This is a genomic window from Streptomyces gamaensis (genome assembly GCF_042656465.1).
Taxonomy (GTDB): Bacteria; Actinomycetota; Actinomycetes; order Streptomycetales; family Streptomycetaceae; genus Streptomyces; species Streptomyces gamaensis.
This window is the reverse complement of the sequence record NZ_JBHSPB010000016.1, coordinates 134448-157593: the sequence shown is the minus strand read 5'-3', so window position 1 is coordinate 157593 and position 23146 is coordinate 134448. Positions and strand designations below refer to the sequence as shown.

At 72.7% G+C, this 23146-nt stretch carries 21 protein-coding genes; 3 read left to right on the top strand and 18 right to left on the bottom strand.

The window, feature by feature from the left end; genetic code table 11:
• Nucleotides 1–23: 23 nt before the first annotated feature.
• The 13 genes from ACFP1Z_RS24455 to rpsD all read right to left on the bottom strand — a co-directional run bounded on the left by ACFP1Z_RS24455 (nt 24) and on the right by rpsD (nt 12909).
• Nucleotides 24–1145: a M24 family metallopeptidase gene (locus tag ACFP1Z_RS24455; RefSeq protein ID WP_390319462.1), complete on the bottom strand. Its 1122-nt coding sequence runs from the start codon at nt 1143–1145 to the stop codon at nt 24–26.
• Nucleotides 1146–1195: 50 nt separating this feature from the next.
• Entirely contained in the window at nt 1196–1861 is a 666-nt protein-coding gene (locus tag ACFP1Z_RS24450; protein WP_390319459.1) for an AAA family ATPase, read from the bottom strand.
• 149 nt (nt 1862–2010) lie between these two features.
• Nucleotides 2011–2496, bottom strand: coding sequence for a type II 3-dehydroquinate dehydratase (gene aroQ / locus ACFP1Z_RS24445; protein WP_390319458.1), 486 nt, complete (start codon nt 2494–2496; stop codon nt 2011–2013).
• Nucleotides 2493–3605 (bottom strand): 3-dehydroquinate synthase, encoded by a 1113-nt coding sequence (gene aroB, locus ACFP1Z_RS24440; RefSeq protein ID WP_390319456.1) that lies wholly within the window; start codon nt 3603–3605, stop codon nt 2493–2495. Before aroB ends, aroQ begins: the two co-directional genes overlap by 4 nt.
• A 7-nt stretch (nt 3606–3612) precedes the next feature.
• A complete protein-coding gene (locus ACFP1Z_RS24435; RefSeq protein WP_390319454.1) occupies nt 3613–4152 on the bottom strand; it encodes a shikimate kinase in 540 nt (179 codons plus the stop codon).
• Entirely contained in the window at nt 4149–5333 is a 1185-nt protein-coding gene (gene aroC, locus ACFP1Z_RS24430) for a chorismate synthase (RefSeq protein WP_390319452.1), read from the bottom strand. The genes ACFP1Z_RS24435 and aroC overlap by 4 nt, the downstream gene beginning before the upstream one ends.
• A 156-nt stretch (nt 5334–5489) precedes the next feature.
• The gene (locus ACFP1Z_RS24425) at nt 5490–6326 is read right to left on the bottom strand and encodes a shikimate dehydrogenase (RefSeq protein ID WP_390319450.1); all 837 of its coding nucleotides are present in this window, start codon (nt 6324–6326) and stop codon (nt 5490–5492) included.
• Nucleotides 6323–7924, bottom strand: a complete 1602-nt coding sequence (gene mltG, locus ACFP1Z_RS24420; RefSeq protein WP_390319448.1) for an endolytic transglycosylase MltG — start codon at nt 7922–7924, stop codon at nt 6323–6325. Before mltG ends, ACFP1Z_RS24425 begins: the two co-directional genes overlap by 4 nt.
• 124 nt (nt 7925–8048) lie before the next feature.
• The gene (gene ruvX, locus ACFP1Z_RS24415; protein WP_390319446.1) at nt 8049–8513 is read right to left on the bottom strand and encodes a Holliday junction resolvase RuvX; all 465 of its coding nucleotides are present in this window, start codon (nt 8511–8513) and stop codon (nt 8049–8051) included.
• Between the two features lie 4 nt (nt 8514–8517).
• Entirely contained in the window at nt 8518–11187 is a 2670-nt protein-coding gene (gene alaS, locus ACFP1Z_RS24410; RefSeq protein ID WP_390319444.1) for an alanine--tRNA ligase, read from the bottom strand.
• On the bottom strand, nt 11187–11513 hold the full coding sequence (locus ACFP1Z_RS24405) for a DUF6167 family protein (protein ID WP_390319509.1): 327 nt from the start codon (nt 11511–11513) through the stop codon (nt 11187–11189). The genes alaS and ACFP1Z_RS24405 overlap by 1 nt, the downstream gene beginning before the upstream one ends.
• An 8-nt stretch (nt 11514–11521) precedes the next feature.
• Complete coding sequence (locus ACFP1Z_RS24400; protein WP_390319442.1) at nt 11522–11956, bottom strand: DUF948 domain-containing protein; 435 nt, start codon at nt 11954–11956, stop codon at nt 11522–11524.
• Between the two features lie 338 nt (nt 11957–12294).
• Nucleotides 12295–12909, bottom strand: coding sequence for a 30S ribosomal protein S4 (gene rpsD / locus ACFP1Z_RS24395; RefSeq protein WP_390319440.1), 615 nt, complete (start codon nt 12907–12909; stop codon nt 12295–12297).
• Between the two features lie 185 nt (nt 12910–13094).
• Here rpsD and ACFP1Z_RS24390 point away from each other — a divergent pair, with 185 nt between their 5' ends.
• Nucleotides 13095–13814 (top strand): DUF2470 domain-containing protein, encoded by a 720-nt coding sequence (locus tag ACFP1Z_RS24390; RefSeq protein ID WP_390319438.1) that lies wholly within the window; start codon nt 13095–13097, stop codon nt 13812–13814.
• Between the two features lie 28 nt (nt 13815–13842).
• Here the strand turns inward: ACFP1Z_RS24390 and ACFP1Z_RS24385 are convergent, their stop codons facing one another.
• The 4 genes from ACFP1Z_RS24385 to ACFP1Z_RS24370 form a co-directional block, all read right to left on the bottom strand.
• The gene (locus ACFP1Z_RS24385; RefSeq protein WP_390319437.1) at nt 13843–15201 is read right to left on the bottom strand and encodes a replication-associated recombination protein A; all 1359 of its coding nucleotides are present in this window, start codon (nt 15199–15201) and stop codon (nt 13843–13845) included.
• A gap of 85 nt (nt 15202–15286) precedes the next feature.
• The gene (locus ACFP1Z_RS24380; RefSeq protein WP_390319435.1) at nt 15287–15937 is read right to left on the bottom strand and encodes a vitamin K epoxide reductase family protein; all 651 of its coding nucleotides are present in this window, start codon (nt 15935–15937) and stop codon (nt 15287–15289) included.
• Nucleotides 15938–16018: 81 nt separating this feature from the next.
• Nucleotides 16019–17281, bottom strand: coding sequence for a histidine--tRNA ligase (gene hisS, locus ACFP1Z_RS24375; RefSeq protein ID WP_390319433.1), 1263 nt, complete (start codon nt 17279–17281; stop codon nt 16019–16021).
• A 10-nt stretch (nt 17282–17291) separates the two neighbouring features.
• Entirely contained in the window at nt 17292–18014 is a 723-nt protein-coding gene (locus ACFP1Z_RS24370) for an MBL fold metallo-hydrolase (protein ID WP_390319430.1), read from the bottom strand.
• 199 nt (nt 18015–18213) lie between these two features.
• Between ACFP1Z_RS24370 and ACFP1Z_RS24365 the strand changes: the two genes are divergently transcribed.
• Together ACFP1Z_RS24365 and ACFP1Z_RS24360 are read left to right on the top strand one after the other, a co-directional pair.
• Nucleotides 18214–19035 carry a peptidylprolyl isomerase gene (locus tag ACFP1Z_RS24365; RefSeq protein ID WP_390319428.1) on the top strand — a complete coding sequence of 274 codons (822 nt, stop codon included), beginning with the start codon at nt 18214–18216 and terminating at the stop codon, nt 19033–19035.
• Between the two features lie 291 nt (nt 19036–19326).
• The gene (locus ACFP1Z_RS24360) at nt 19327–20556 is read left to right on the top strand and encodes a DUF349 domain-containing protein (RefSeq protein ID WP_390319425.1); all 1230 of its coding nucleotides are present in this window, start codon (nt 19327–19329) and stop codon (nt 20554–20556) included.
• Between the two features lie 61 nt (nt 20557–20617).
• On the opposite strand, the gene ACFP1Z_RS24355 is transcribed toward ACFP1Z_RS24360, so the two are convergent.
• Complete coding sequence (locus ACFP1Z_RS24355; RefSeq protein WP_390319507.1) at nt 20618–23053, bottom strand: RelA/SpoT family protein; 2436 nt, start codon at nt 23051–23053, stop codon at nt 20618–20620.
• Nucleotides 23054–23146 lie beyond the last annotated feature (93 nt).

The following is a 23146-nucleotide window of genomic DNA, read 5'->3' as shown; positions in this document are numbered from 1 at the left end:
GCTGGGACCCCGAAGGCACGCGCCTACAGCGCGAGCAGCTCCTTGGTCGTAATGGTGAGTAGCTCGGGGCCGCCGTCCGCCTCCGGGCGGACGACGAGCGTGTCATCGATCCGGACACCGCCCCGCCCCGGGAGGTGGACTCCCGGGTCTACGGTGACCGGCACGCAAGCGTCCAGTTTACCCATGGCCGACGGGCCGAGCTGCGGGTCCTCGTCATTTTCGAGGCCCACGCCGTGTCCGGTGCGCGGCCCGACCCGCTCCCCGTGTCCCGCGGCCTCCAGCACCGAGCGGGCCGCGCGGTCGACGGCCCGGCAGGCGGCACCCGGCGCGAGGGCCTCCCGCCCGGCCCGCTGGGCGGCGAAGACCTGGTCGTAGAGCTCGATCTGCCAGTCGGCCGGGGCGGTGCCGATGACGAAGGTACGGGCGATCTCGCTGCGGTAGCCGCGGTACTCCGCGCCCAGCGCGACGCTCAGGAAATCGCCCTCCTCGACCCGCCGGTCGGTGGGTGTGTGCCCGGCGAGCCCGGAGTTGGGTCCGGTGGCCACCTGGGTGGGGAACGCGGGCCCGGCCGCCCCGTGGTCGACGAGGCGGCGTTCCAGTTCCAGCGCGAGGTGCCGCTCGGTGCGGCCGACGAGGATCGACTCCAGCAGTTCGCCGAGCGCCTGGTCGGCGATCTCGGCGGCGATGCGCAGCGCGGCGATCTCCTCGCTGTCCTTGACCAGGCGCTGCTGCTCGACGGCGGTGCCCAGGTCGGCGGTGCGCAGCCGGGGGGCGACCGAGCGCAGGGCGCGGTGCCGGGCGACGGTCAGATGGTGCTCCTCCACCGCGAGGGAGCGGGCGCCCGCGGCGGTGGCGCGTTCGGCGGCGGCGACGGCGGGGTCGCCGTCGGGGCTGACGAGGGTGTGCACCCGCAGTTCCTCGTCGGTGCGGCAGCCGGGGCCCGGGGCGGCGGCGGCCGCGCCGAAGGGCTCGACGGGGCAGAAGAGCGTGTCCTCGGCGGGGCCGACGAGCAGCGCGGCGCCGCCGGGGGCGGCTCCGGCCAGATAGCGGACGTTGGCGTGCCCGGTCACCAGGGCGGCGGCGTTCCCGGCCGCCTCGCAGCGCTCGCGCAGCCGCGCCCGGCGTGCGGCGTACACCTCGGACATGCTGTTGAGCCTACGGGTCGGGCCGCGCGCGGGCCGTTCCAGCGCGTCCGTCAGGGGGCGGCGGGCGCCCGGCTCAGGGCGTGGGCGACGGCCTCGTCGAGGAGGCGGGCGGTGGTGGCGACGTCGTGGCGGGAGTTGTCGATGATGGGCAGCCCGGAGCCGTACCAGCCCGCCATGCGGCCGTGGATGCGGGCGACCTCCTCGTCGCCGAGGCGGCGGTTGCCGGTGCGGCGGGCGTTGCGTTCGAGGACGATCTCCAGGCCCGGCAGCAGGACCACGGGCAGCAGTCCGGGGCCGATGTGCCGTTTCCAGCCGCCGAGGCCGACGGCGGGCCGGTCGGGGAAGACGGCGTCGTCGAGGATGCAGGAGATGCCGCCGGCGAGGAAGCCGCGGGCGGCGAAGCCGCAGGTGCGGCGGGCGAGGCGGTACTGGGCCTCGCAGTGCTCGTTCCAGCCCGAGCGCGGGTCGGCGAAGCCGGAGCGCACCCACTCGCGCACGTCGTCGAGGCTGATGTGGGCGGTGGGCGCGGCCCGGTGGTCCGCCCAGTACCGCGCGACGGTCGTCTTGCCCGCCCCGGCCGGCCCGATGAGCAGCACCGCGACGGCGGTGTGCGCCGCGCGGGCGGGCGGCGGTACGGGCAGGCCGGGGACCGGGGCGGGGCCCGGTGGCATCGGAGGGTGGGGCGGCGGCAGCGGCGGTCCCCCTGCGGGCTGCATCCGGTGGCACTCCGTCTCGTGGCTGGGCCGGCGTGGCGGCGGCCGGCGTCGGGCACGGGGAGCGTACCGGAGGCGGTGCCGCCGCGACGGGCCGGCCGACCGGCGACGCGCCCGGCGCGCGGCCCGCCGTCGCGCCGGGCGGGGGGCCGTCAGCGCGCGCTGTCGCCGAGTTCCTCGGCCAGGGCGCGCAGGGCCAGCCGGTACGAGCCGATGCCGAACCCGGCGACGGTGCCGCTGGCGACGCCGGCGATGACCGAGGTGTGCCGGAAGGCCTCGCGCGTATAGGGGTTGGAGATGTGCACCTCGACGAGCGGGGCGGTGCGCTGGGCGGCCGCGTCGCGCATCGCGTACGAGTAGTGCGTGAAGGCGCCGGGGTTGATGACGACGGGGAGGCGGCCGTCGGCGGCCTCGTGCAGCCAGCGGATCAGCTCGCCCTCGTCGTTGGTCTCGCGGACCTCGACGGCCAGGCCGAGCTCCTCGCCGAGCCGGGTGCACTCCGCGACCAGTCCGGCGTAGGAGGTCGAGCCGTAGACGTCCGGTTCCCGGGAGCCGAGCCGGCCGAGGTTGGGGCCGTTGAGGACGAGGACCCGGCGCGGGGCGTCCTTCCCGCTGTCCCCACCGTTCATCCCGCTCATGCGGCGATCTCCGCGTGGGCGGCGAGCAGCAGGGCCGGGTCGGGGCCCTCCAGTACGGCGGGCTTGGCCAGGCCGTCGAGGACGATGAAGCGCAGCAGGTCGCCCCGGGACTTCTTGTCGATCTTCATGGTCTCCAGCAGCCGGGGCCACTGGTCGCCGCGGTAGGTGACCGGCAGGCCCACGGAGGTGAGGATCGCGCGGTGCCGGTCGGCGGTGGCGTCGTCCAGGCGTCCGGCGATCCGGCCGAGTTCGGCGGCGAAGACCATGCCGACGGACACGGCGGCGCCGTGCCGCCAGTTGTAGCGCTCGTTCTTCTCGATGGCGTGCGCGAGGGTGTGCCCGTAGTTGAGGATCTCGCGCAGGCCCGACTCCTTGAGGTCGGACGAGACGACCTCGGCCTTGACGCGGATCGCGCGCTCGATCAGCTCCGCGGTGTGCCGGCCCGCGGGGGTGCGGGCGCCCTGCGGGTCGTCCTCGATCAGGTCGAGGATGACGGGGTCGGCGATGAACCCGGCCTTGATGATCTCGGCGAGGCCGCTGACGTAGTCGTGGACGGGCAGCGACTCCAGCGCGGCCAGGTCGCACAGCACCCCGGCCGGCGGGTGGAAGGCGCCGACGAGGTTCTTGCCCTCGGCGGTGTTGATGCCGGTCTTGCCGCCGACGGCGGCGTCGACCATGGCGAGCACGGTGGTGGGCACGGCGATCCAGCGCACCCCGCGCAGCCAGGTCGCCGCCACGAACCCGGCCAGGTCGGTGGTGGCGCCGCCGCCGACGCCGACGATGACGTCGGTGCGGGTGAAGCCGGACTGGCCCAGCGCCTTCCAGCAGTAGGCGGCGACCTCGGCGGTCTTGGCCTCCTCGGCGTTGGGCAGCTGGACGGCGATGGCCTCGTAGCCCTGCGCGGCGAGGTCCTCGCGCAGCACCTCGCCGGTCTGCGCGAGCGCCTCGGGGTGCAGTACGGCGACGCGCCTGGCCTTGGCGCCGACCAGGGCGGGCAGCTCGCCGAGCAGCTGCCGGCCGACCAGGACCTCGTACGGAGCCGTGCCCGCGGAGCCGGCGACGTGGATGCGGGTGACGGATTCGCCCGGAGTGGGGGCGGCGTCGGTCATGGGTTCCTCACTGCGGATCAGTGGTGTCGGGTGCGGTGGCCGTCAGGCCGAGCGCGTCGAGCACGGCGTCGGCGACCTGCTGGGGGGTACGGCCGCCGGTGTCGACGACGGCGCGGGCCACCTCGGTGTACAGCGGGCGGCGGGCCTCCATCAGCTCGCGCCAGCGCTTGCGGGGATTGACCGCGAGCAGCGGGCGCGGCACGTCCAGGCCCACGCGGTGCACGGCGTCGGCCAGTTGGACGTCGAGGAAGACCACCGGCAGGCCCGCGAGCAGCTCCCGGGTGCCGGGGTCCATGACCGCGCCGCCGCCGAGGGAGAGCACTCCGGGGTGCTCGGCGACGGCGTCCCGCACCGCCGCGCGCTCCAGCTCGCGGAAGTGCGGTTCGCCCTCGTCGATGAAGATCTCCGGAATGGGCTTCCCGGCCGTCTTCTCGATGTCGGCGTCGGTGTCCCGGTAGCCGGTGCCCAGCCGCTTCGCGAGCAGGGCGCCGATGGTGGACTTGCCCGCGCCCGGCGGGCCGACCAGGACGACGGCGGGCGGGGTCACTTGACGGCCAGGTTCTGCAGGTAGCCCTGGACGTTGCGGCGGGTCTCGGCGACGTTGTCGCCGCCGAACTTCTCGGCCACGGCGTCCGCCAGCACCAGCGCCACCATCGCCTCGGCGACGATGCCGGCGGCCGGCACGGCGCACACGTCGGAGCGCTGGTGGTGGGCCTGCGCGGGCTCGCCGGTGGCCACGTCGACGGTGGCCAGGGCGCGCGGCACGGTCGCGATGGGCTTCATCGCGGCCCGTACGCGCAGCAGTTCACCGGTGGACAGGCCGCCCTCGGTGCCGCCGGAGCGGCCGGTGGAGCGGCGCAGGCCGTCCTCGGTGCGGACGATCTCGTCGTGGGCCTTGGAGCCGGGCACCCGGGCGAGCTCGAAGCCGTCGCCGACCTCGACGCCCTTGATGGCCTGAATGCCCATCAGGGCGGCGGCGAGGCGGGCGTCGAGGCGGCGGTCCCAGTGCACGTGCGAGCCCAGGCCGACGGGCACACCGTAGGCGAGGACCTCGACGACGCCGCCGAGGGTGTCGCCGTCCTTGTGGGCCTGGTCGATCTCGGCGACCATCGCCTTGCTCGCGTCGGCGTCCAGGCAGCGCACCGGGTCGGCGTCGAGCCGCTCGACGTCGGAGGGCTCGGGGTACAGCCCGTAGGGGGCCTTGGCGGCGGCGAGCTCGACGACGTGCGAGACGATCTCGATGCCGGCCGTCTCCTTGAGGTAGGAGCGGGCGACGGCGCCGAGCGCGACGCGGGCGGCGGTCTCGCGGGCGGAGGCGCGCTCCAGGATCGGGCGGGCGTCCTCGACGCCGTACTTCTGCATGCCGGCGAGGTCGGCGTGGCCCGGGCGGGGGCGGGTCAGCGGGGCGTTGCGGCCCAGGCCGGCGAGCTCCTCGGGGTCGACCGGGTCGGCGGCCATGACCTTCTCCCACTTGGGCCACTCGGTGTTGCCCACCATGACCGCCACGGGGGAGCCGAGGGTCAGCCCGTGGCGGACCCCGCCGAGGAAGGTGACCTCGTCCTTCTCGAACTTCATCCGCGCCCCGCGGCCGTAGCCGAGCCGACGCCGGGCGAGGGCGTCCGCGACCATCTCCGTGGTGACCGGAACGCCGGCGGGCAGCCCCTCCAGCGTCGCCACCAGTGCCGGACCATGCGATTCCCCGGCCGTCAGCCAGCGCAACCTGCTCAACGGGACTCCTCTTTCGCGCCTCTCGGGACATGCGGCGACCCGGCCCGGGGCAGCGTCCAGCATCAGCTGGGGTAGCGGCCCCGGCCTGCCACCCTACGATCCTCCCATGCCACGCGGGCTTTCCCGGCCGCCGGTCCGTCTCGGGCGGCGGCTCCGTCAGGTCGCGCTCCGGGCGGCCAGGGCCGCCTCGCCCGCGGCGCGCATGGCCGCGAGGGGGGCGGGGCGGTGGCCGGTCATCTGCTCGACCTGGAGCACCGCCTGGTGGACCAGCAGGTCCAGGCCGCCCAGGACGGTGCCGCCGCGCGCCGACCAGGCGGCGGCCAGCGGGGTCGGCCAGGGTTCGTAGAGGACGTCGAAGAGGGTGCCGGGCCGCTCGGGGACGGCGCTGGTGAGGGCGTCGGTGGCTCCGGCGGGGGTGGTGGCGACGACCAGCGGCGCGGCGAACGCCTCGGCGGCGCGGGACCAGTCGGCGGTGCGTACGGGCACGCCCAGCCGCTCGCCCCACTGCCGCATCTCGGTGGCGCGGGCCTCGCTGCGCACGTAGACGGTGACCTCGCCGGAGCAGATCCGGGCGAGGGCGGCCAGGGCGGAGGAGGCGGTGGCTCCGGCGCCGAGCACGGCGGCGGCCGGCACCCGGTGCACGCCGCGTTCGCGCAGCGCGGCCGCGATGCCGGGGATGTCGGTGTTGTCGCCGAGGCGGCGGCCCTCGCACGTGAGGACGACGGTGTTGACGGCCTCGACGGCGGCGGCGGTCCCGCTGACCTCGTCGAGCAGCGGGATCACGGCCCGCTTGAGCGGCATCGTCAGCGACAGCCCGGCCCACTCGCCGCCCAGCCCGGCGAGGAAGCCCGGCAGGCGCCCCTCGTCGATCTCGAAGCGGTCGTACGTCCAGCTCTCCAGGCCCAGTTCCGCGTACGCGGCGCGGTGCAGCACCGGTGAGAGGGAGTGGGCGATCGGCGAGCCGAGGACCGCGGCCCGGTGGCGTGGTGTCATTGGCCGGCCTTCTTCTTCTCCTGCTCGTAGCGCTGGCGGTTCTTGTTCTGCTCCTCGTTCGTCACCGCGAACAGCGTCTCGTTCTCGTTGACGGACACGAAGTAGTACCAGGGGCCCTGGGCGGGGTTCATGGCCGACTTCAGGGCCTCCAGACCGGGGTTGCCGATCGGTCCGGGCGGCAGGCCCTTGATGCTGTAGGTGTTGTACGGGTCCTTGAACTTCCGCAGCTCGTTGACGGAGCCGGTGTTGAGCGTGGACTGGCTCCTGGCGTAGTTGACCGTGGAGTCGAAGTCGAGCAGGCCGAAGGTCTCCTTGTTGTCCGGCTTGAGCCGGTTGTAGACGACGCGGGCGACCTTGTCGAAGTCGTGCTTGTACTTGCCCTCGGCCTGGACCAGGCTGGCGACGGTGACGAGCTGCAGCGGGGACTGCAGGCCGAGTTCGCCGGCCTTGGCCTCCACGCCCTGCTCGGCGTAGTTCTGGCCGGCGCGCGCGACCATCTGCCGCAGCACGTCCTCGGGCTTGCCGCCCTTGGCCGCGCTGTACTGCGAGGGGAAGAGGAAGCCCTCCAGCGGGTCCTTGACCCTGGGGTCGGCGGTGGCCCAGGCGGGCAGCCCCAGGTTCTTCGCCTGGCTGCGCGCGGTCTCCTTGGTGGTGCCCGGCGCGAGTTCGAGCTTCTTGTCGATGGCCGCGTAGACGTCGGCGGCCCGCATGCCCTCGGGGATGGTCAGGGCGTTGAAGGTCTTGGGGTCGGTCATCATGCGGACCACCGCCTCGCCCGACATCTCCTTGCGCAGGGTGTAGACACCGGCCTGGATGGCCTTGCCCCTGGGGGACTTGCCCGCGGCCTCGGTGAAGGCGCCGACGCTCTTGACCACCCCGGCGTCGAGGAGCACCTTGCCCATCTGGGTCAGGCTGGAGTCCTTGGGGATCTCGACCTGGATCTCGCCGCTGCCGTCGCCGGAGTAGTCGGGCGCGGGGCCGAAGCGGCTCTGGTAGAACTCGTAGCCGAGATAGCCGACTCCGCCGACGGCGCCGAGGAGCACGACGGAGACCAGCAGACAGGCCGTGCCGCTGCGGCGCTTGTTCTTTTTCTTCTTGCCGCGCCGGTCGCGGCCGCGCCGGGACGGCTCCTGCGGGGCCGGGGCGGGCAGCAGGGCGTCGTCGGCGGGGGCGTCGGAGAACAGGGAGATGCGTTCTTCGCCGGGGTCGGTGGGCCAGGGCTCGCCGTGGGCGGGCGCCTGCTGTTCCTGGTACTGCTGCTGTTCCCGGTCCTCGCGCTGGTGGGGCGGGTAGCCGGTGGCGGTGGTGCCGTAGGGGTCGGCGTGCCCCGCGTAGGGGTCGGCGGCCTGCTGCCCGTGCTGTTCCGGCAGTCCGTGCTGCCCGGTGACCTCGCCGTGCCCGTAGCCCTGCCCCGGGTGTCCGGCGTAAGGACCCCCCGCGCCCTGCGAGGGGTCCCAGCCGTAACCCTGCTGCTGCCCGTAGGGGGGCTGTTGCGACTGCTGCTGCGGCGCCTGCTGTCCGCCGTATCCCTGGTCCCCGTAGTGGGGGTCCCCGGGATGCCACGGGTGGGAGCCGGGTCCCCGGCCGTACTCAGTCATCAATCCCCTAGAGCCGCACAGCGGCAGCCGATGGGCGCTCCGCGGAGCGCGATTCCGATGCCTGGTTCTGCCCCGAAGACATTCGAACAGCTGCCATGTCGCGCGGAACGTTACCGTATAGCGATCAGATGACCACTTCGACAGGCTCGCCCGGGGGCCGTCCGGAGGTCTTCTCGGTCTCCAGGGCGTTCTGCAGGATGACCACCGCCGCGGCCTGGTCCACGACCGAACGGCCCTTGCGGGAGCCGACCCCGGAAGCCCGCAGTCCCTGCGTCGCCGTGACGGTCGTCATGCGCTCGTCGACGAGCCGGACCGGCACCGGCGCGATGCGCCGGGCCAGCTCCCTGGCGAAGGCGCGCACCTTCGCCGCGGCCGGCCCCTCCCCGCCCTTCAGCGAGCGGGGCAGGCCGACGACGACCTCGACGGGCTCGTACTCGGCGACGATCGCCGCCAGCCGCCGGTGGGCCGAGGGAATGTCGCGTCCCGGTACGGTCTCCACCGGCGTGGCGAGGATCCCGTCGGGGTCGCACGAGGCGACCCCGATCCGGGCGTCCCCGACATCGACGGCGATACGCCTGCCGCGTCGCACGGGCTCAGACCGCTTCCGCGACGAGGCGCTCGACGGCGGCCATGGCCTCGTCGACGGCCTGCGGGTTCTGGCCGCCGCCCTGGGCGACGTCCGGCTTGCCGCCGCCCCCGCCGCCGAGGGTCTTGGCGGCGGTACGGACCAGCTCGCCGGCCTTGAGCCCGCGCTCACGGGCGGCCTCGTTGGTGGCGATGACCGTCAGCGGGCGGCCGTTCACGACGGTGAACAGGGCCACCACGGCGGCCCGGCCGCCCTGGATGCGGCCGCGCACGTCGAGGACGAGCTTGCGCAGGTCGTCGGCGCCGGTGCCGTCCGGCACCCGGCCGATGGCCAGCGCCACGCCGTGGACGTCCTTGGCGCCCTCGGCGAGGCCGGCGGCGAGCTGCAGCACCTTCTCGGCGCGGTAGCGCTCGATCTCCTTCTCGGCCTCCTTGAGCTTGGCGAGCATGCCGGAGATCTTCTCGGGCAGCTCCTCCGGGCGGCCCTTGACCAGCTCGGTGAGCTGGGCGACGACCGTGTGCTCACGGGCCAGGAAGCTGTAGGCGTCGGCGCCGACGAGGGCCTCGACGCGGCGCACGCCGGAGCCGATCGAGGACTCGCCGAGCAGCTTGACCAGGCCCAGCTGGGCGGTGTTGGCGACGTGCGTACCGCCGCACAGCTCCTTGGAGAAGTCGCCGATGGTCACCACGCGCACGCGCTCGCCGTACTTCTCGCCGAACTCGGCGATGGCACCGGCCTTCTTGGCCTCGTCCAGGCTCATGATCTCGGCGGTGACGTCGAGTTCGCGCGAGAGGACCTCGTTGATGCGCTGCTCGACGTCGGTGAGGACCGAGCCCGGTACGGCCGCGGGCGAGCCGAAGTCGAAGCGGAAGCGGCCCGGGGAGTTCTCCGAACCGGCCTGGGCGGCCGTCGGGCCGAGGGCGTCGCGCAGCGCCTGATGGGTGAGGTGGGTGGCGCTGTGGGCGCGGGCGATGGCCCGGCGGCGCCGCACGTCGATGGCGGCGTAGGCACCGGCGCCCACGGTGACCTCGCCGACCTGGACGACGCCCTTGTGGACGTTGACGCCCGGGACGGGCTTCTGCACGTCGCGGACCTGGATCACGGCACCGTTGTCGAGCCTGATCCGGCCCTGGTCGGCGAGCTGGCCGCCGCCCTCGGCGTAGAAGGGGGTGCGGTCGAGGACGACCTCGACCTCGTCGCCCTCCGTGGCGGCGGGCGAGGGCACGCCGTCGACGAGCAGGCCGACGACGGTGGCCTCGTTCTCGGTGAGCGTGTAGCCGGTGAAGTCGGTCTCGCCCGTGGTGTCGGCCAGTTCGCGGTAGGCGGACAGGTCGGCGTGGCCGGTCTTCTTGGCCCTGGCGTCGGCCTTGGCCCGCTCCCGCTGCTCCTTCATCAGGCGGCGGAAGCCGTCCTGATCGACCGTCAGGCCCTGCTCGGCGGCCATCTCCAGGGTCAGGTCGATCGGGAAGCCCCAGGTGTCGTGGAGCAGGAAGGCCTTGTCGCCCGGCAGGACCGAGCCGCCGCCGGCCTTGGTCTCGCTGACGGCGGTGTCGAGGATGTTGGTGCCGGCCTTCAGCGTCTTGAGGAAGGCGGCCTCCTCGGCGAGCGCGACGGTCTCGATGCGCTTGCGGTCGCTGAGCAGCTCGGGGTACTGCTCGCCCATCGTCTTGAGGACGACGTCGAGGAGCTCGGCGACGACGGGGCCGGTGGCGCCGAGGAGCCGCATGTTGCGGATGGCGCGGCGCATGATGCGGCGCAGCACGTAGCCGCGGCCCTCGTTGCCGGGGGTGACACCGTCGCCGATGAGCATCGTGGAGGTGCGCATGTGGTCGGCGACCACGCGCAGCGAGACGTCGGAGTCCCGGTCCCGGCCGTAGGGGACGCCCGTCAGCTCGCCGGCCTTGTCGATGACCACGCGCAGGGTGTCGGTCTCGTACATGTTGCGCACGCCCTGCAGGATCATCGCCAGGCGCTCCAGACCGAGGCCGGTGTCGATGTTCTTGCTGGGCAGGTCGCCGAGGATGGGGAAGTCGTCCTTGCCCTCGCCGGCGCCGCGCTCGTACTGCATGAAGACCAGGTTCCAGATCTCCACGTACCGCTCGTCGTTGACGGCGGGGCCGCCCTCGGGGCCGAACTCGGGGCCGCGGTCGTAGTTGATCTCGGAGCAGGGGCCGCAGGGGCCGGGGACGCCCATGGACCAGAAGTTGTCCTTCTTGCCCAGGCGCTGGATGCGCTCGGCGGGCACGCCGATGACATCGCGCCAGATCTGCTCGGCCTCGTCGTCGTCCTGGTAGACGGTGATCCACAGCTTCTCCGGCTCCAGCCCGTAGCCGCCGCCGGCGACCGGGGTGGTCAGCAGCTCCCAGGCGAGCTTGATGGCGCCTTCCTTGAAGTAGTCGCCGAAGGAGAAGTTGCCGCACATCTGGAAGAAGGTGCCGTGCCGGGTGGTCTTGCCGACCTCCTCGATGTCCGGGGTGCGGACGCACTTCTGCACGCTGGTGGCGCGCGTGAAGGGCGGCTTGACCTCGCCGAGGAAGTACGGCTTGAAGGGGACCATGCCCGCGGGGACGAGCAGCAGGGTCGGGTCGTCCGCGATCAGCGACGCCGAGGGAACGACGGTGTGTCCGCGCTCCTCGAAGAAGCGCAGCCAGCGGCGGCGGATTTCAGCCGACTCCATCAGTGGTCCTCTTTCCGGGTGAGCGAGTGGTGGGTGTGGGGCTGTTCGAGTGCGATCAGTCGGCGCTGCCCGGGAAGGTCCCGGCCGTCGGCCGCGGGCGCCACGGAGAGGCCGAGCGCGTCCTTCAGGGCGGCCTCCCGGTGGGCCATGCCCTCGCGCACGTCGAGGGCGAAGAGCTTGACGCGGCGGCCGGCGAGCACGGCGCGGTCGGCCGCCTGGAGAGCCAGGCTCTCCGGGGTGAGCTTGTTCAGCGTCCGGTTGACCTTGGTGGTGGCCCAGACACCGGCTGCTACACCGGTGGTGAACCAAAAAGCGCGGCGGAACATTTCCTCGGTCAACCCTTCCCACGGGTACGGCGGCCGCCGCGCCGGGCGGACGGCAGTTTCTGGCCAACGATCACGGTGCGTGCGTCCGTCGGCTCCTTGCCCGCGCGGCCCATCGCCCGCCGCACGCCGTAGCCGAACGCGGCGACCTTGACCAGCGGGCCGCCGAAGGCGGAGGAGACGGTCGAGGAGAGCGCGGAGGCGTTCGCCGTGACCTCCTGGACGTCCGCGGCGATCGAGTCGACGCGGGCGAGCTGGGTGTTGGCGGAGCGCACGGTCGCGGAGGCGTCGGCGAGCAGCGGTACGGCCTGCTCGGTGACCTCGGCGACCAGCTTCGTGGCCGCCTTGAGGGTCTGGGCCAGCCGGACCAGCACCAGGGCGAGGAAGGACACCAGGATGGCCCAGAAGACGGCCACGAGGATCCCGGCCACTTCTCCACCGGACACGCTGCACCGCTCCCTGCTGCTTCGTCGCTGTCTTCCCGCCGTGCGGCTGCTTGCGCGACGGCTGCCTGCCGGTGCGCCGGTCCGCTGTCGCGCGTGTGCACGGCGCCGGACGCCCGGTACGACCTTATCGCGCCGGGCCGAGCCGCCCGTACCGCATTACCGGCCCGTACGCACCGCGCGTGCCCGCCGGTTGGGCGCCGCCCTGTGCCGGGCACGCCCCGGGAAACGCGCGAGCCCGCCGGCTCCCCGGCCGCGGGGCCGGGAAGACAGCGGGCTGTGAGCGCGTCGGCGCGAAGGAGAGTGCTACTCCCCCGACTGCCTCTGGGCGATGCCCAGGGTCAGCGGGCGTAGTACTCGACGACCAGCTGCTCGTCGCAGATGACCGGGATCTCCTTGCGGTTCGGGTCGCGGTCCAGGCGGAAGGCCAGCGCCTGCAGGTTGACCTGGAGGTAGCGCGGGGTCTCGCCCTCACCGGCGTAGCCACCCTCGCGGGCGACCTGGAAGGGGTGCTTGCTGCGGCTGCGCTCGCGGACCATCACGACGTCGTCGGGACGGACGCGGAAGGACGGCTTGTCGACCTTCTTGCCGTTGACCTCGATGTGGCCGTGGACGACCATCTGGCGGGCCTGGTAGATGGTGCGGGCCAGACCGGAACGCAGCACGAGGGCGTCCAGGCGGCGCTCCAGCTCGACCACCAGGGCCTCACCGGTCTTGCCCTCGGCCTTCTTGGCGCGGTCGTAGGCGCGGGCCATCTGGCGCTCGCTGATGTCGTACTGGGCGCGCAGGCGCTGCTTCTCCAGCAGACGGACCTTGTAGTCGCTGTTCTGCTTGCGGCCACGGCCGTGCTCGCCCGGCGGGTAGGGACGGGCCTCGAAGTACTTGACGGCCTTCGGCGTCAGGGCGATGCCGAGCGCACGGGACTTCTTGACCTTGGGACGCGACTGGTTAGGCACGTTCTCCAGACCTCCGAAATAGGTTAGGTTAGGCTCACCTTACTCAAGGAGATCGCATGTCTCGCCCTGGGAAAACCACGCGCATCACAGACAGCACAGACGCCGACGCCGTACACGGCATCGGGATGACGGAGGTCCGATCAGCTCATGGTCAGCCGCGTCCCAGCGGGCTTGAAACCGCCCGGATGCCGTCAGCAGCCGAGCGCACACGAACTCTCGTACAGAGTACATCCTCCGCGGTGCTGCTCGTCCCGGGGGTCAACAGCGCGCGCCCGGAACAGCTCATGCCGCTCGCCCGCAGCGTGGGCCCGGACGGCGAGATCTTCCTGGTCCTCCCCGCCGACTCCCCCGTCGTACGGGCCGCGACCCACGCCCAGGACGACGAACTCACCGCCGTCCTGGAGATCACCGACGTGGCACCGGTGGCCGTGCCCCACCGGATCCGCGGCCGTGCCTGGATCACCGGCTGGCTCACCTGCGTGCCCGGGATCGCCGAGCCCGGCCGCATGATGCTGCGCCTGGAGGTCGGCGACGCGAGCGTGGACGACCTGTGGGGCGCCGAGGGCGTGGAACCGGAGGAGTTCGCGCGCGCCGAGGCCGACCCGCTCGTGGCCCACGAGGCGGAGCTGCTGCAGCACCTGTACTCCGCGCACGGGGAACAGGTGCGCACCCTGGGCCGCCTGCTGGGCGGCCGCGCGGGGCAGGCCGCGCCGGGCCCCTGCGAACGCGTCGTGCCGCTGGCCCTGGACCGCTTCGGGCTCCGGGTGCGCCTGACGCACGCCCACGGCGACTGCCGCCCCGCGGAGCACACCTTCGACGCGCGCTTCGAGTTCCCCGAGCCGGTGCGGGACATCACCGGACTGCGCCGCGCGATGCACGGCCTCTTCGAGGCCGCCGCCGGGTGAACCGGCGGCGGGGCGCCCCGGTCCGGGCTCAGCCGTCGCTCTCGCCGCGCAGCCGCGCCCGGACCCGCTCGGCCACCTCCGCGTAGCGGGCCTCGGCGCCGTAGCGCGTGGGCTCGTAGTAGCGCTTGCCGTGGACGGCGTCCGGCGCGTACTGCTGGGCGGCGATACCGCCGGGCAGGTCGTGGGGGTAGAGATAGCCCTGGGCGTGGCCGAGCCTGTCGGCGCCCTTGTAGTGCCCGTCGCGCAGATGCGGCGGTACGGGCCCGGCGAGGCCCGCCCGGACATCGGACAGGGCCGCGTCGATCGCCAGGTACGCCGCGTTGGACTTGGGCGCGAGAGCGAGGGCCACGACGACCTGGCCCAGCACGATGCGCGCCTCGGGGAAGCCGATCAGCGCGACGGCCTGCGCGCCCGCGACCGCCGTCTGCAGGGCGGTGGGGTCGGCCATACCGATGTCCTCGCTCGCGGAGATCATCAGCCGCCGGGCGATGAACCGCGGGTCCTCCCCCGCCTCGATCATGCGGGCCAGATAGTGCAGGGCCGCGTCCACGTCGGAGCCGCGGATGGACTTGATCAGCGCGCTGGCCACGTCGTAGTGCTGGTCGCCGTCGCGGTCGTAGGTCACCGCCGCCCGGTCGACGGCCTCCTCCAGGGTCGCCAGCGTGATCTCGCCCTCGCCCTTGGCCAGCGCCGAGCCCGCGCCGGCCTCCAGCGCGGTCAGCGCCCGCCGCGCGTCCCCGCCGGCGATCCGCAGCAGGTGCGCCTCGGCGTCCTCCGGCAGACTCACGGCCCCGCCCAGCCCGCGCTCGTCGGCCACGGCCCGGCGCAGCAGTCCGCGCAGGTCGTCGTCGGTGAGCGCCTGGAGGGTCAGCAGCAGGGAGCGCGAGAGCAGCGGGGAGATGACCGAGAAGTAGGGGTTCTCCGTCGTGGCCGCGATCAGGGTGACCCAGCGGTTCTCGACGGCGGGCAGCAGGGAGTCCTGCTGGGCCTTGCTGAAGCGGTGGATCTCGTCCAGGAACAGGACGGTCTCCTTGCCGTAGCCGCCGGAGGCGCGCCGGGCCCCGTCGATGACGGCCCGGACCTCCTTGACGCCTGCGGTGATCGCGGAGAGCTCCACGAAGCGCCTGTCGGTGGCCTGGCTGACGACGTGGGCGAGCGTGGTCTTGCCGATGCCGGGCGGGCCCCACAGGATCACCGAGGACGGGCCGGCGGGCCCGCTCCCGCCCTGGACCAGGCGGCGCAGCGGGGCCCCGGGCCCCAGCAGGTGTCCCTGGCCGACGACTTCGTCGAGGGTGCGCGGGCGCATACGGACGGCCAGCGGGGTGCTCGCCGGATGCTTCTCCTGGCGCTCCTCCGCTGCGGCGGTGAACAGATCGGGCTCCTCCACGCCGGAAACCCTAAGCCACCGTACTGACAACGCCGCCGGACAGGTGTCCGACGGCGTTGACCGAAGCGGTGCGAGCGGGGACGGCTCAGGCCGTGCCGCCCGTCCAGAACGACCACCACCGGGTGAGGATCAGCATCCCGATGACGCCCAGCCACAGCACGGGCACCACCCAGTGGAACTCCAGCAGCGCGCCGCGCAGCCCGGCGGGCACCCGGATGAAGCCGTGCCGGACGTTGTTCAGCGTCACGTACCAGAACATGACGATGGTGGCGACCCAGGCCAGGCAGCACCACAGGCACAGCGAGCCGATGACGTACAGCGACTGGTACTGCAGCCAGGAGACGAAGCCGACGCCGAACAGGCAGCCTGCCTCCATGCCCAGCCAGTACCAGCGGGGGAAGCGGGCCCCGGAGAGCAGCGCGAGGCCGATCGCGATGATCGCGCCGTAGCAGACCAGCCCCAGCATCGGGTTGGGGAACCCGAAGGCCGAGGCCTGCTCGCTCTTCATGATGCTGCCGCAGGAGACGATGGGGTTGAGGCTGCAGCCCGGCACAAAGTTCGGGTTCTTCAGCAGCTCCAGCTTGTCCAGGGTGATGACCCAGGACGCGAGCAGCCCCATCGCCCCGGTGACGACGAGCAGCAGCGCCAGGGCCCGGCTGCCGCCGGCGGACCCGGGCGCGGGTCCGCCCCGTTCGTCGCCGTCGGTGTCGGAGCGGTGGAGTGCCGAAGTGGTCATAGCGCCCTTGATCCCATCCGTCGGTGATTGCCGCCCATTGTGCACCAGCGGCCCGGTCCGCGGACCCGTGCGCCGGGTGACTCAGCCGTGCCTGGCGCGGAGCTCGTCCACGACCGCGTCGAGGGCGACGGGGGTCTGCTCGCCGGACTCCAGGTCCTTCAGCTGCAGGACTCCCTCGGCCAGGTCCCGCTCGCCGGCGACCAGCGCGAAGCGGGCACCGGAGCGGTTCGCCGACTTCATGGCGTTCTTCAGGCCCTTGCCGCCGTAGGCGAAGTCGGCCGCGAGCCCGGCCCGGCGCAGCTCGGTGACCACGCCGAAGAGCACCCGGCGGGCCTCCTCGCCCAGCGGCACCGCGTAGACCTCGGTGGGCACCGGCAGGTCGAGCTCGATGCCCTCGGCCTCCAGCGCGAGGACCGTACGGTCGACGCCGAGCGCCCAGCCGACGGACGGCAGCGCGGGGCCGCCGATCATCTCGGACAGGCCGTCGTAGCGGCCGCCGCCGCCCACCGCGGACTGCGAGCCGAGGCCGTCGTGGACGAACTCGAAGGTGGTACGGGTGTAGTAGTCCAGGCCGCGCACGAGCTTGGGGTCGTCCTCGAAGGCGATGCCGGCCGCGGTCAGCAGCTCGCGGACGCGCTCGTGGTACTCCTTGCACGCCTCGCACAGGTGGTCGCGGAAGAGCGGGGCGCCGACGAGCTGCTTCTGCACCGCCTCGCGCTTGTCGTCCAGGACGCGCAGCGGGTTGATCTCGACGCGGCGCCGGGTGTCCTCGTCGAGGTCGAGGCCGCGCAGGAAGTCCTGCAGGGCGGCCCGGTAGACGGGGCGGCACTCCTGGTCGCCCAGCGAGTTGAGCAGCAGCCGGAAGTTCTTCAGGCCCAGCGACCGGTAGGCGTCGACGGCCAGGATGATCAGCTCGGCGTCCAGCGCCGGGTCCTCGGCGCCGATGGCCTCGGCGCCGACCTGGGAGAAGTGCCGGTAGCGGCCCTTCTGCGGGCGCTCGTAGCGGTAGTACGAGCCGGAGTACCAGAGCTTGACGGGGAGGTTGCCGTCCTTGTGGAGGTTGGCCTCCAGCGCGGCGCGCAGCACCGAGGCGGTGCCCTCGGGGCGCAGCGCGAGCTGGTCGCCGCCCCGCGTGGTGAGGGTGTACATCTCCTTGGTCACGATGTCGGTGGACTCGCCGACGCCGCGGGAGAACAGCTCGACCTGCTCGAAGCCGGGGGTCTCGATGTAGCCGTAGCCGGCTCGCCTGAGGGGCTCGGCGATGGCCTCGCGGACGGCGAGGTAGACGGCGGAGGTCGGGGGCTTGAGGTCGTAGGTGCCCTTGGGGGCCTTGAACGTACTCACGGAAAAATCGTCACATTCCTCTTCGGGGGGCGGCGGTGGGACCGCTCCCGTGGCCGCGCTGCGCCTCGGCCACCTCCCGCAGGTACGGGTTGGTGGCGCGTTCGCGGCCGATGCTGGTCTGGGGGCCGTGGCCGGAGAGCACCACCGTGGAGTCGTCCAGCGGCAGGCACACGCGCGCCAGCGACCGGAGCATCTCGGCGTGGTCCCCGCCGGGCAGGTCGGTGCGTCCGATGGAGCCGGCGAACAGCAGGTCGCCCGAGAAGAACACCGAGGGGATCTCGGCGGTCTCGGGCAGCCGGAAGGTCACCGACCCCTTGGTATGGCCTGGCGCGTGCGCGACGGTGAACTCCAGACCCGCGAGCTCCAGCCGGGCGCCGTCGGCCAGCTCCTTGACGTCGTCGGGCTCGCCCACGGTCAGCTCGCCCAGCAGCGGCTGCCCGATGGAGCGGCCCAGGGCCCGCTCCGGGTCGCTCATCATGTAGCGGTCCTCGGGGTGGATCCAGGCCGGCACGTCGTGCGCGCCGCACACCGGGACGACCGAGGCGACATGGTCGATATGGCCGTGGGTCAGGACGACGGCGACGGGCTTGAGGCGGTGCTTGCGCAGTGCTTCCTCGACGCCCGGGGCCGCCTGGTGGCCCGGGTCGATGATCACGCACTCCTCACCCGCGGCCGGGGCGACCAGATAGCAGTTGGTCCCCCAGGCCCCGGCGGGGAACCCGGCAATGAGCACGTTCGTCCTTAGAGTTCGACCAGCGATGTGTCCTGCGGTGGTGCGGCCGGTGCCCCCGGTCGGGGAATCCGTCGGGGAACGCGGCCGTGACAGAGCCTACCGGCGGCTCCTCCGCCGCCGCGAACCCGTATACGGTACGGGCACCACATGCGCCACACGGCTCGCGACATGGACGAGACAGCACGAGGAGAAGAACCCCGTGGTCAGTAATGAGCAGCGGCGGCGGCAGCTCGCCCGGGAGAAGTTCGAGCGGCAGCAGGCCCGCCGCGAGGCGGCGCGGCGCAAGGCCCGCCGCCGCAACACGGTGGTCGCCGCCGGTCTCGCGGTGGTGCTGGCGGCCGGTGCGACCGCGTACGCGACGGGCGCCCTCTCCTCGGACAGCGGCGACACCAAGGACAACGCCGCCCCGCAGAGCCCCGCCGCGCAGACCAGCAAGGCCGCCGATCCCTGCGGCAAACCGGCCCCCGGCTCCCCCTCCACCAAGAAGTGGAAGTCCGAGCCGGAGATGACGATCGACAAGTCCGGCTCGTACGCGATGCAGCTGCAGACGACCTGCGGGACGGTCGACATCAAGCTGGAGGCCGACAAGGCCCCGCACACGGTCAACTCCTTCAACTTCCTGGCCGGGCAGGGTTTCTACGACCACAGCAAGTGCCACCGGCTGACCACTGCCGGGATCTACGTGCTGCAGTGCGGCGACCCGACGGGCAGCGGCACGGGCGGCCCGGGCTACACGATTCCCGACGAGAATCTCAAGGACCCGCGTCTGAAGGGCAATGTCTATCCGGCGGGCACGGTGGCGATGGCGAACACCGGGGCGGCGAACTCCGGCGGCAGCCAGTTCTTCCTCGTCTACCAGGACAGCCAACTCGACCCGAAGTACACGCCGGTGGGCACGATCGGCGAGGAGGGCATGAAGACGCTCAAGAAGATCGCGGACGCCGGCGAGCAGTCCGGCGCCGGCGACGGCGTCCCCAACGCGACGGTCGTCATCGACAAGGCGACGGTCGCCAAGTCCTAGGCGCGGCGGGCGAGTCGGGCCGGGAGCCCGCCCACCAGGGCGGGACCGCGGCCCGTTCGCGGTCGTTCCCGTGCGCGCACAGCGAAATTTCGGTCGCGCGGGATACGGACAGCCGGGCTGCCGGTCGCCTATGTTGGCGTTGTGCAGGGTGCCTGCTCCGGCGGCTGCGCGCACCCCTCGACACCGAATCGATCAAGCCGCCGAACCGGTCAGGGCGCGGCCCTGCCGTGACAACTGTGGACGATGCCCGAGGGGCCGCTACCGGCCCCGGCATCATGTGGAGGAGGCGCTGTGAGCAGCGACCCATGGGGCCGCGTCGATGAGACGGGGACCGTGTACGTGCGTACCGCCGACGGCGAGAAGGTCGTCGGCTCGTGGCAGGCCGGGTCGCCCGAGGAGGCGCTGGCCTACTTCGAGCGCAAGTATGAGGGCCTGGTCGTCGAGATCGGCCTCCTCGAACGGCGGGTCACCACCACCGACCTGTCGGCCAAGGACGCGATGACCGCGATCGAGCACCTGCGTACGCAGGTCGACGAGCACCACGCCGTCGGCGATCTGGAGGCCCTGCGCAAGCGGCTCGACGCGCTCGTCGCCACGGTCGACAAGCGCCGCGAGGAGCGCCGGGCGGCCAAGGCCAAGCAGACCGACGAGGCGCGGACGGCCAAGGAGGCGCTGGTCGCCGAGGCCGAGGAGCTGGCCGCGAGCGAGCAGTGGCGGGCGGCCGGGGAGCGGTTGCGCGCCCTGGTCGACACCTGGAAGGGGCTGCCGCGGCTGGACCGCAAGGCCGACGACGAGCTGTGGCACCGCTTCTCGCATGCCCGCTCGGCGTTCTCCAAGCGGCGCAAGGCGCACTTCGCGGCGCTGGACGCGCAGCGCGAGGAGGCCCGTAAAGCCAAGGAGAAGCTGGTCGCGGAGGCCGAGGAGCTCTCCGGGTCCACGGACTGGGGTCCGACGGCCGCCCGTTACCGCGAGCTGATGGCGGAGTGGAAGGCCGCGGGGCGCGCCCAGCGCGAGGCGGAGGACGAGCTGTGGGCCCGTTTCCGGGGCGCGCAGGACATCTTCTTCCAGGCGCGTGGTGAGGTCTTCGCCGAGCGCGACGCCGAGCAGCAGGGCAATCTGGCGCTCAAGGAGGAGCTGGCGGTCGAGGCGGAGAAGCTGCTGCCGGTCACGGACCTGAAGGCCGCGCGGGCCGCGTTCCGTTCGATCAACGAGCGCTGGGAGGCCATCGGCCATGTGCCGCGGGACGCCCGGGCCCGGATCGAGGGCCGGATGCACGCCGTCGAGCGGGCCATCCAGGAGGCCGAGGAGTCCGAGTGGCGGCGGACGAACCCGGAGGCGCGGGCCCGTGCCGCCGGGCTGACCGGGCAGCTGCAGGAGGCCGTCGAGAAGCTGGAGAGGCAGATCGAGTCGGCGCGCACGGCCGGGAACCAGGCCAAGGCCGACAAGCTCGCCAAGGAGCTGGAGGGCCGCAAGGCGCTGCTGGACCAGGCCCTGAAGGGGCTTGAGGAGTTCGGCGGCTGACCGGACCGCGGAGGAGAAGTAAGGGGCGTCGGCCATGGCCGACGCCCCTTACTTCATGGTCTTACGGTCTGCGTGCCGACGTCACGCGGTAGACGTCGTAGACGCCCTCCACGCCCCGCACGGCCTTCAGCACGTGGCCGAGGTGCTTGGGGTCGCCCATCTCGAAGGTGAAACGCGAGGTGGCCACCCGGTCGCGGGAGGTCTGCACGGCCGCCGAGAGGATGTTGACGTGCTGGTCGGACAGCACCCGGGTGACGTCCGACAGCAGCCGGGACCGGTCGAGGGCCTCCACCTGGATGGCGACGAGGAAGACGGAGGACTGGGTGGGCGCCCACTCCACGTCGATGATCCGCTCCGGCTGCTGGGAGAGCGAGTCGACGTTGACGCAGTCCGCGCGGTGCACGGAGATGCCGTTGCCGCGCGTGACGAAGCCGATGATGGGGTCGCCCGGCACCGGGGTGCAGCAGCGGGCCAGCTTGACCCACACGTCGTCGACGCCCTTGACGACCACTCCGGGGTCGGCGCTGGAGCGCCGCTTGGTGCGGCTGCGGATCGGGGCGCTCTCCTCGATGTCCTCGGTCGCCGCGTCCTCGCCGCCGAGGGCCTGGACCAGCTTCTGCACCACGCCCTGCGCGGCGACATGGCCCTCGCCGATGGCGGCGTAGAGGGAGGAGATGTCGGGGTAGCGCATCTCGTGGGCGAGCGTGACGAGCGAGTCGCCGGTCAGGATGCGCTGGATGGGCAGGTTCTGCTTGCGCATCGCGCGGGCGATGGCGTCCTTGCCCTGTTCGATGGCCTCGTCGCGGCGTTCCTTGGAGAACCAGGCGCGGATCTTGTTGCGGGCGCGGGGGGACTTCACGAAGCCGAGCCAGTCGCGGGAGGGGCCCGCGCCGGGCGCCTTGGAGGTGAAGACCTCGACCAGATCGCCGTTGTCCAGGGTCGATTCGAGCGGGACGAGCCGCCCGTTGACCCTGGCGCCTATCGTGCGGTGGCCGACCTCGGTGTGCACGGCGTAGGCGAAGTCGACCGGGGTCGCGCCGGCGGGCAGGGCGATGACATCGCCCTTGGGCGTGAAGACGAAGACCTCGTTGCGCGAGAGGTCGAAGCGCAGGGACTCCAGGAACTCGCCCGGGTCCTCGGTCTCCTTCTGCCAGTCCAGCAACTGCCGCAGCCAGGCCATGTCGTTGACGGTGTCCTGGTTCTTGCCGGTGTGCCGGGGCACATCGGTGCGGATCTTGGAGGCTCCGGCGACGGCGTCCTGCTTGTACTTCCAGTGCGCGGCGATGCCGTACTCGGCGCGGCGGTGCATGTCGAAGGTGCGGATCTGCAGCTCGACCGGCTTGCCGCTGGGCCCTATGACCGTCGTGTGCAGCGACTGGTACATGTTGAACTTGGGCATCGCGATGTAGTCCTTGAACCGCCCCGGCACCGGGTTCCAGCGGGCGTGGACGGTGCCCAGTGCCGCGTAGCAGTCGCGGACGGTGTCGACGAGGACGCGGATGCCCACCAGGTCGTAGATCTCGGCGAAGTCGCGGCCGCGCACGATCATCTTCTGGTAGACGCTGTAGTAGTGCTTGGGCCGGCCGGTGACGGTCGCCTTGATCCGGGCGGCGCGCAGGTCCGACTGCACCTCGTCGATGACGGTGGCCAGGTACTCGTCGCGCTTGGGGGCGCGTTCGGCGACCAGGCGCACGATCTCGTCGTACATCTTGGGGTAGAGGATCGCGAAGGCGAGGTCCTCCAGCTCCCACTTGATGGTGTTCATGCCCAGCCGGTGCGCCAGCGGGGCGTAGATCTCCAGCGTCTCGCGGGCCTTCTTCTCCTGCTTCTCCCGCTTCAGATAGCGCATGGTGCGCATGTTGTGCAGCCGGTCGGCGAGCTTGATGACCAGGACCCGGGGGTCCTTGGCCATGGCGACGACCATCTTGCGCACGGTCTCGGCCTGCGCCGCCTCGCCGAACTTGACCTTGTCGAGCTTGGTGACGCCGTCGACGAGCAGGGCCACCTGGTCGCCGAAGTCGCGGCGCAGGGTGTCCAGGCCGTACTCGGTGTCCTCGACGGTGTCGTGCAGCAGGCCGGCCATCAACGTCGCGGGATCCATGCCGAGTTCGGCGAGGATCGTGGTCACCGCGAGCGGGTGCGTGATGTAGGGGTCGCCGCTCTTGCGCTTCTGGCCCCGGTGCCAGCGCTCGGCGACCTGGTAGGCGCGCTCGATCTGGCGCAGCGTCGCGGCGTCGGCCTTGGGGTCGTTGCTGCGCACGATCCGCAGCAGCGGCTCCAGCACCGGGTTGTACGGGCTGGAGCGCTGCACCCCGAGGCGGGCGAGGCGGGCCCGCACGCGGCTGGAGGAGCCGGAGCGGGCGGTCGAACCCGGGGCGGGGCGGGTGAGGCCGGGCAGGGTGGCAGGGGTCTGCGGGGCGGAAGCGGGGGCCGGCCGGCCGGCGGGCGGGGCCGGGCGGGCCGGGGAAGCCGTGGCAGGACTCTCCGCCGTGCTCACGGGCGCCGGGGCGGTGGGCTCGGGCGTGCTCCGGGGGCTGCCGGTGGGCACCCCCGCGGCCGCCGCGGCCTCGTCAGTCGGCTGCTTGTCCGG

What these genes read in the sequence shown, in the direction of transcription:
- ACFP1Z_RS24455 (WP_390319462.1), bottom strand. Translation starts at nt 1,145, where the DNA reads ATGTCCGAGGTGTACGCCGCACGCCGGGCGCGGCTGCGCGAGCGCTGC.
- ACFP1Z_RS24450 (WP_390319459.1), bottom strand. Translation starts at nt 1,861, where the DNA reads ATGCAGCCCGCAGGGGGACCGCCGCTGCCGCCGCCCCACCCTCCGATG.
- aroQ (WP_390319458.1), bottom strand. Translation starts at nt 2,496, where the DNA reads ATGAGCGGGATGAACGGTGGGGACAGCGGGAAGGACGCCCCGCGCCGG.
- aroB (WP_390319456.1), bottom strand. Translation starts at nt 3,605, where the DNA reads ATGACCGACGCCGCCCCCACTCCGGGCGAATCCGTCACCCGCATCCAC.
- ACFP1Z_RS24425 (WP_390319450.1), bottom strand. Translation starts at nt 6,326, where the DNA reads ATGACACCACGCCACCGGGCCGCGGTCCTCGGCTCGCCGATCGCCCAC.
- mltG (WP_390319448.1), bottom strand. Translation starts at nt 7,924, where the DNA reads ATGACTGAGTACGGCCGGGGACCCGGCTCCCACCCGTGGCATCCCGGG.
- alaS (WP_390319444.1), bottom strand. Translation starts at nt 11,187, where the DNA reads ATGGAGTCGGCTGAAATCCGCCGCCGCTGGCTGCGCTTCTTCGAGGAG.
- ACFP1Z_RS24405 (WP_390319509.1), bottom strand. Translation starts at nt 11,513, where the DNA reads ATGTTCCGCCGCGCTTTTTGGTTCACCACCGGTGTAGCAGCCGGTGTC.
- ACFP1Z_RS24390 (WP_390319438.1), top strand. Translation starts at nt 13,095, where the DNA reads ATGCCGTCAGCAGCCGAGCGCACACGAACTCTCGTACAGAGTACATCC.
- ACFP1Z_RS24380 (WP_390319435.1), bottom strand. Translation starts at nt 15,937, where the DNA reads ATGACCACTTCGGCACTCCACCGCTCCGACACCGACGGCGACGAACGG.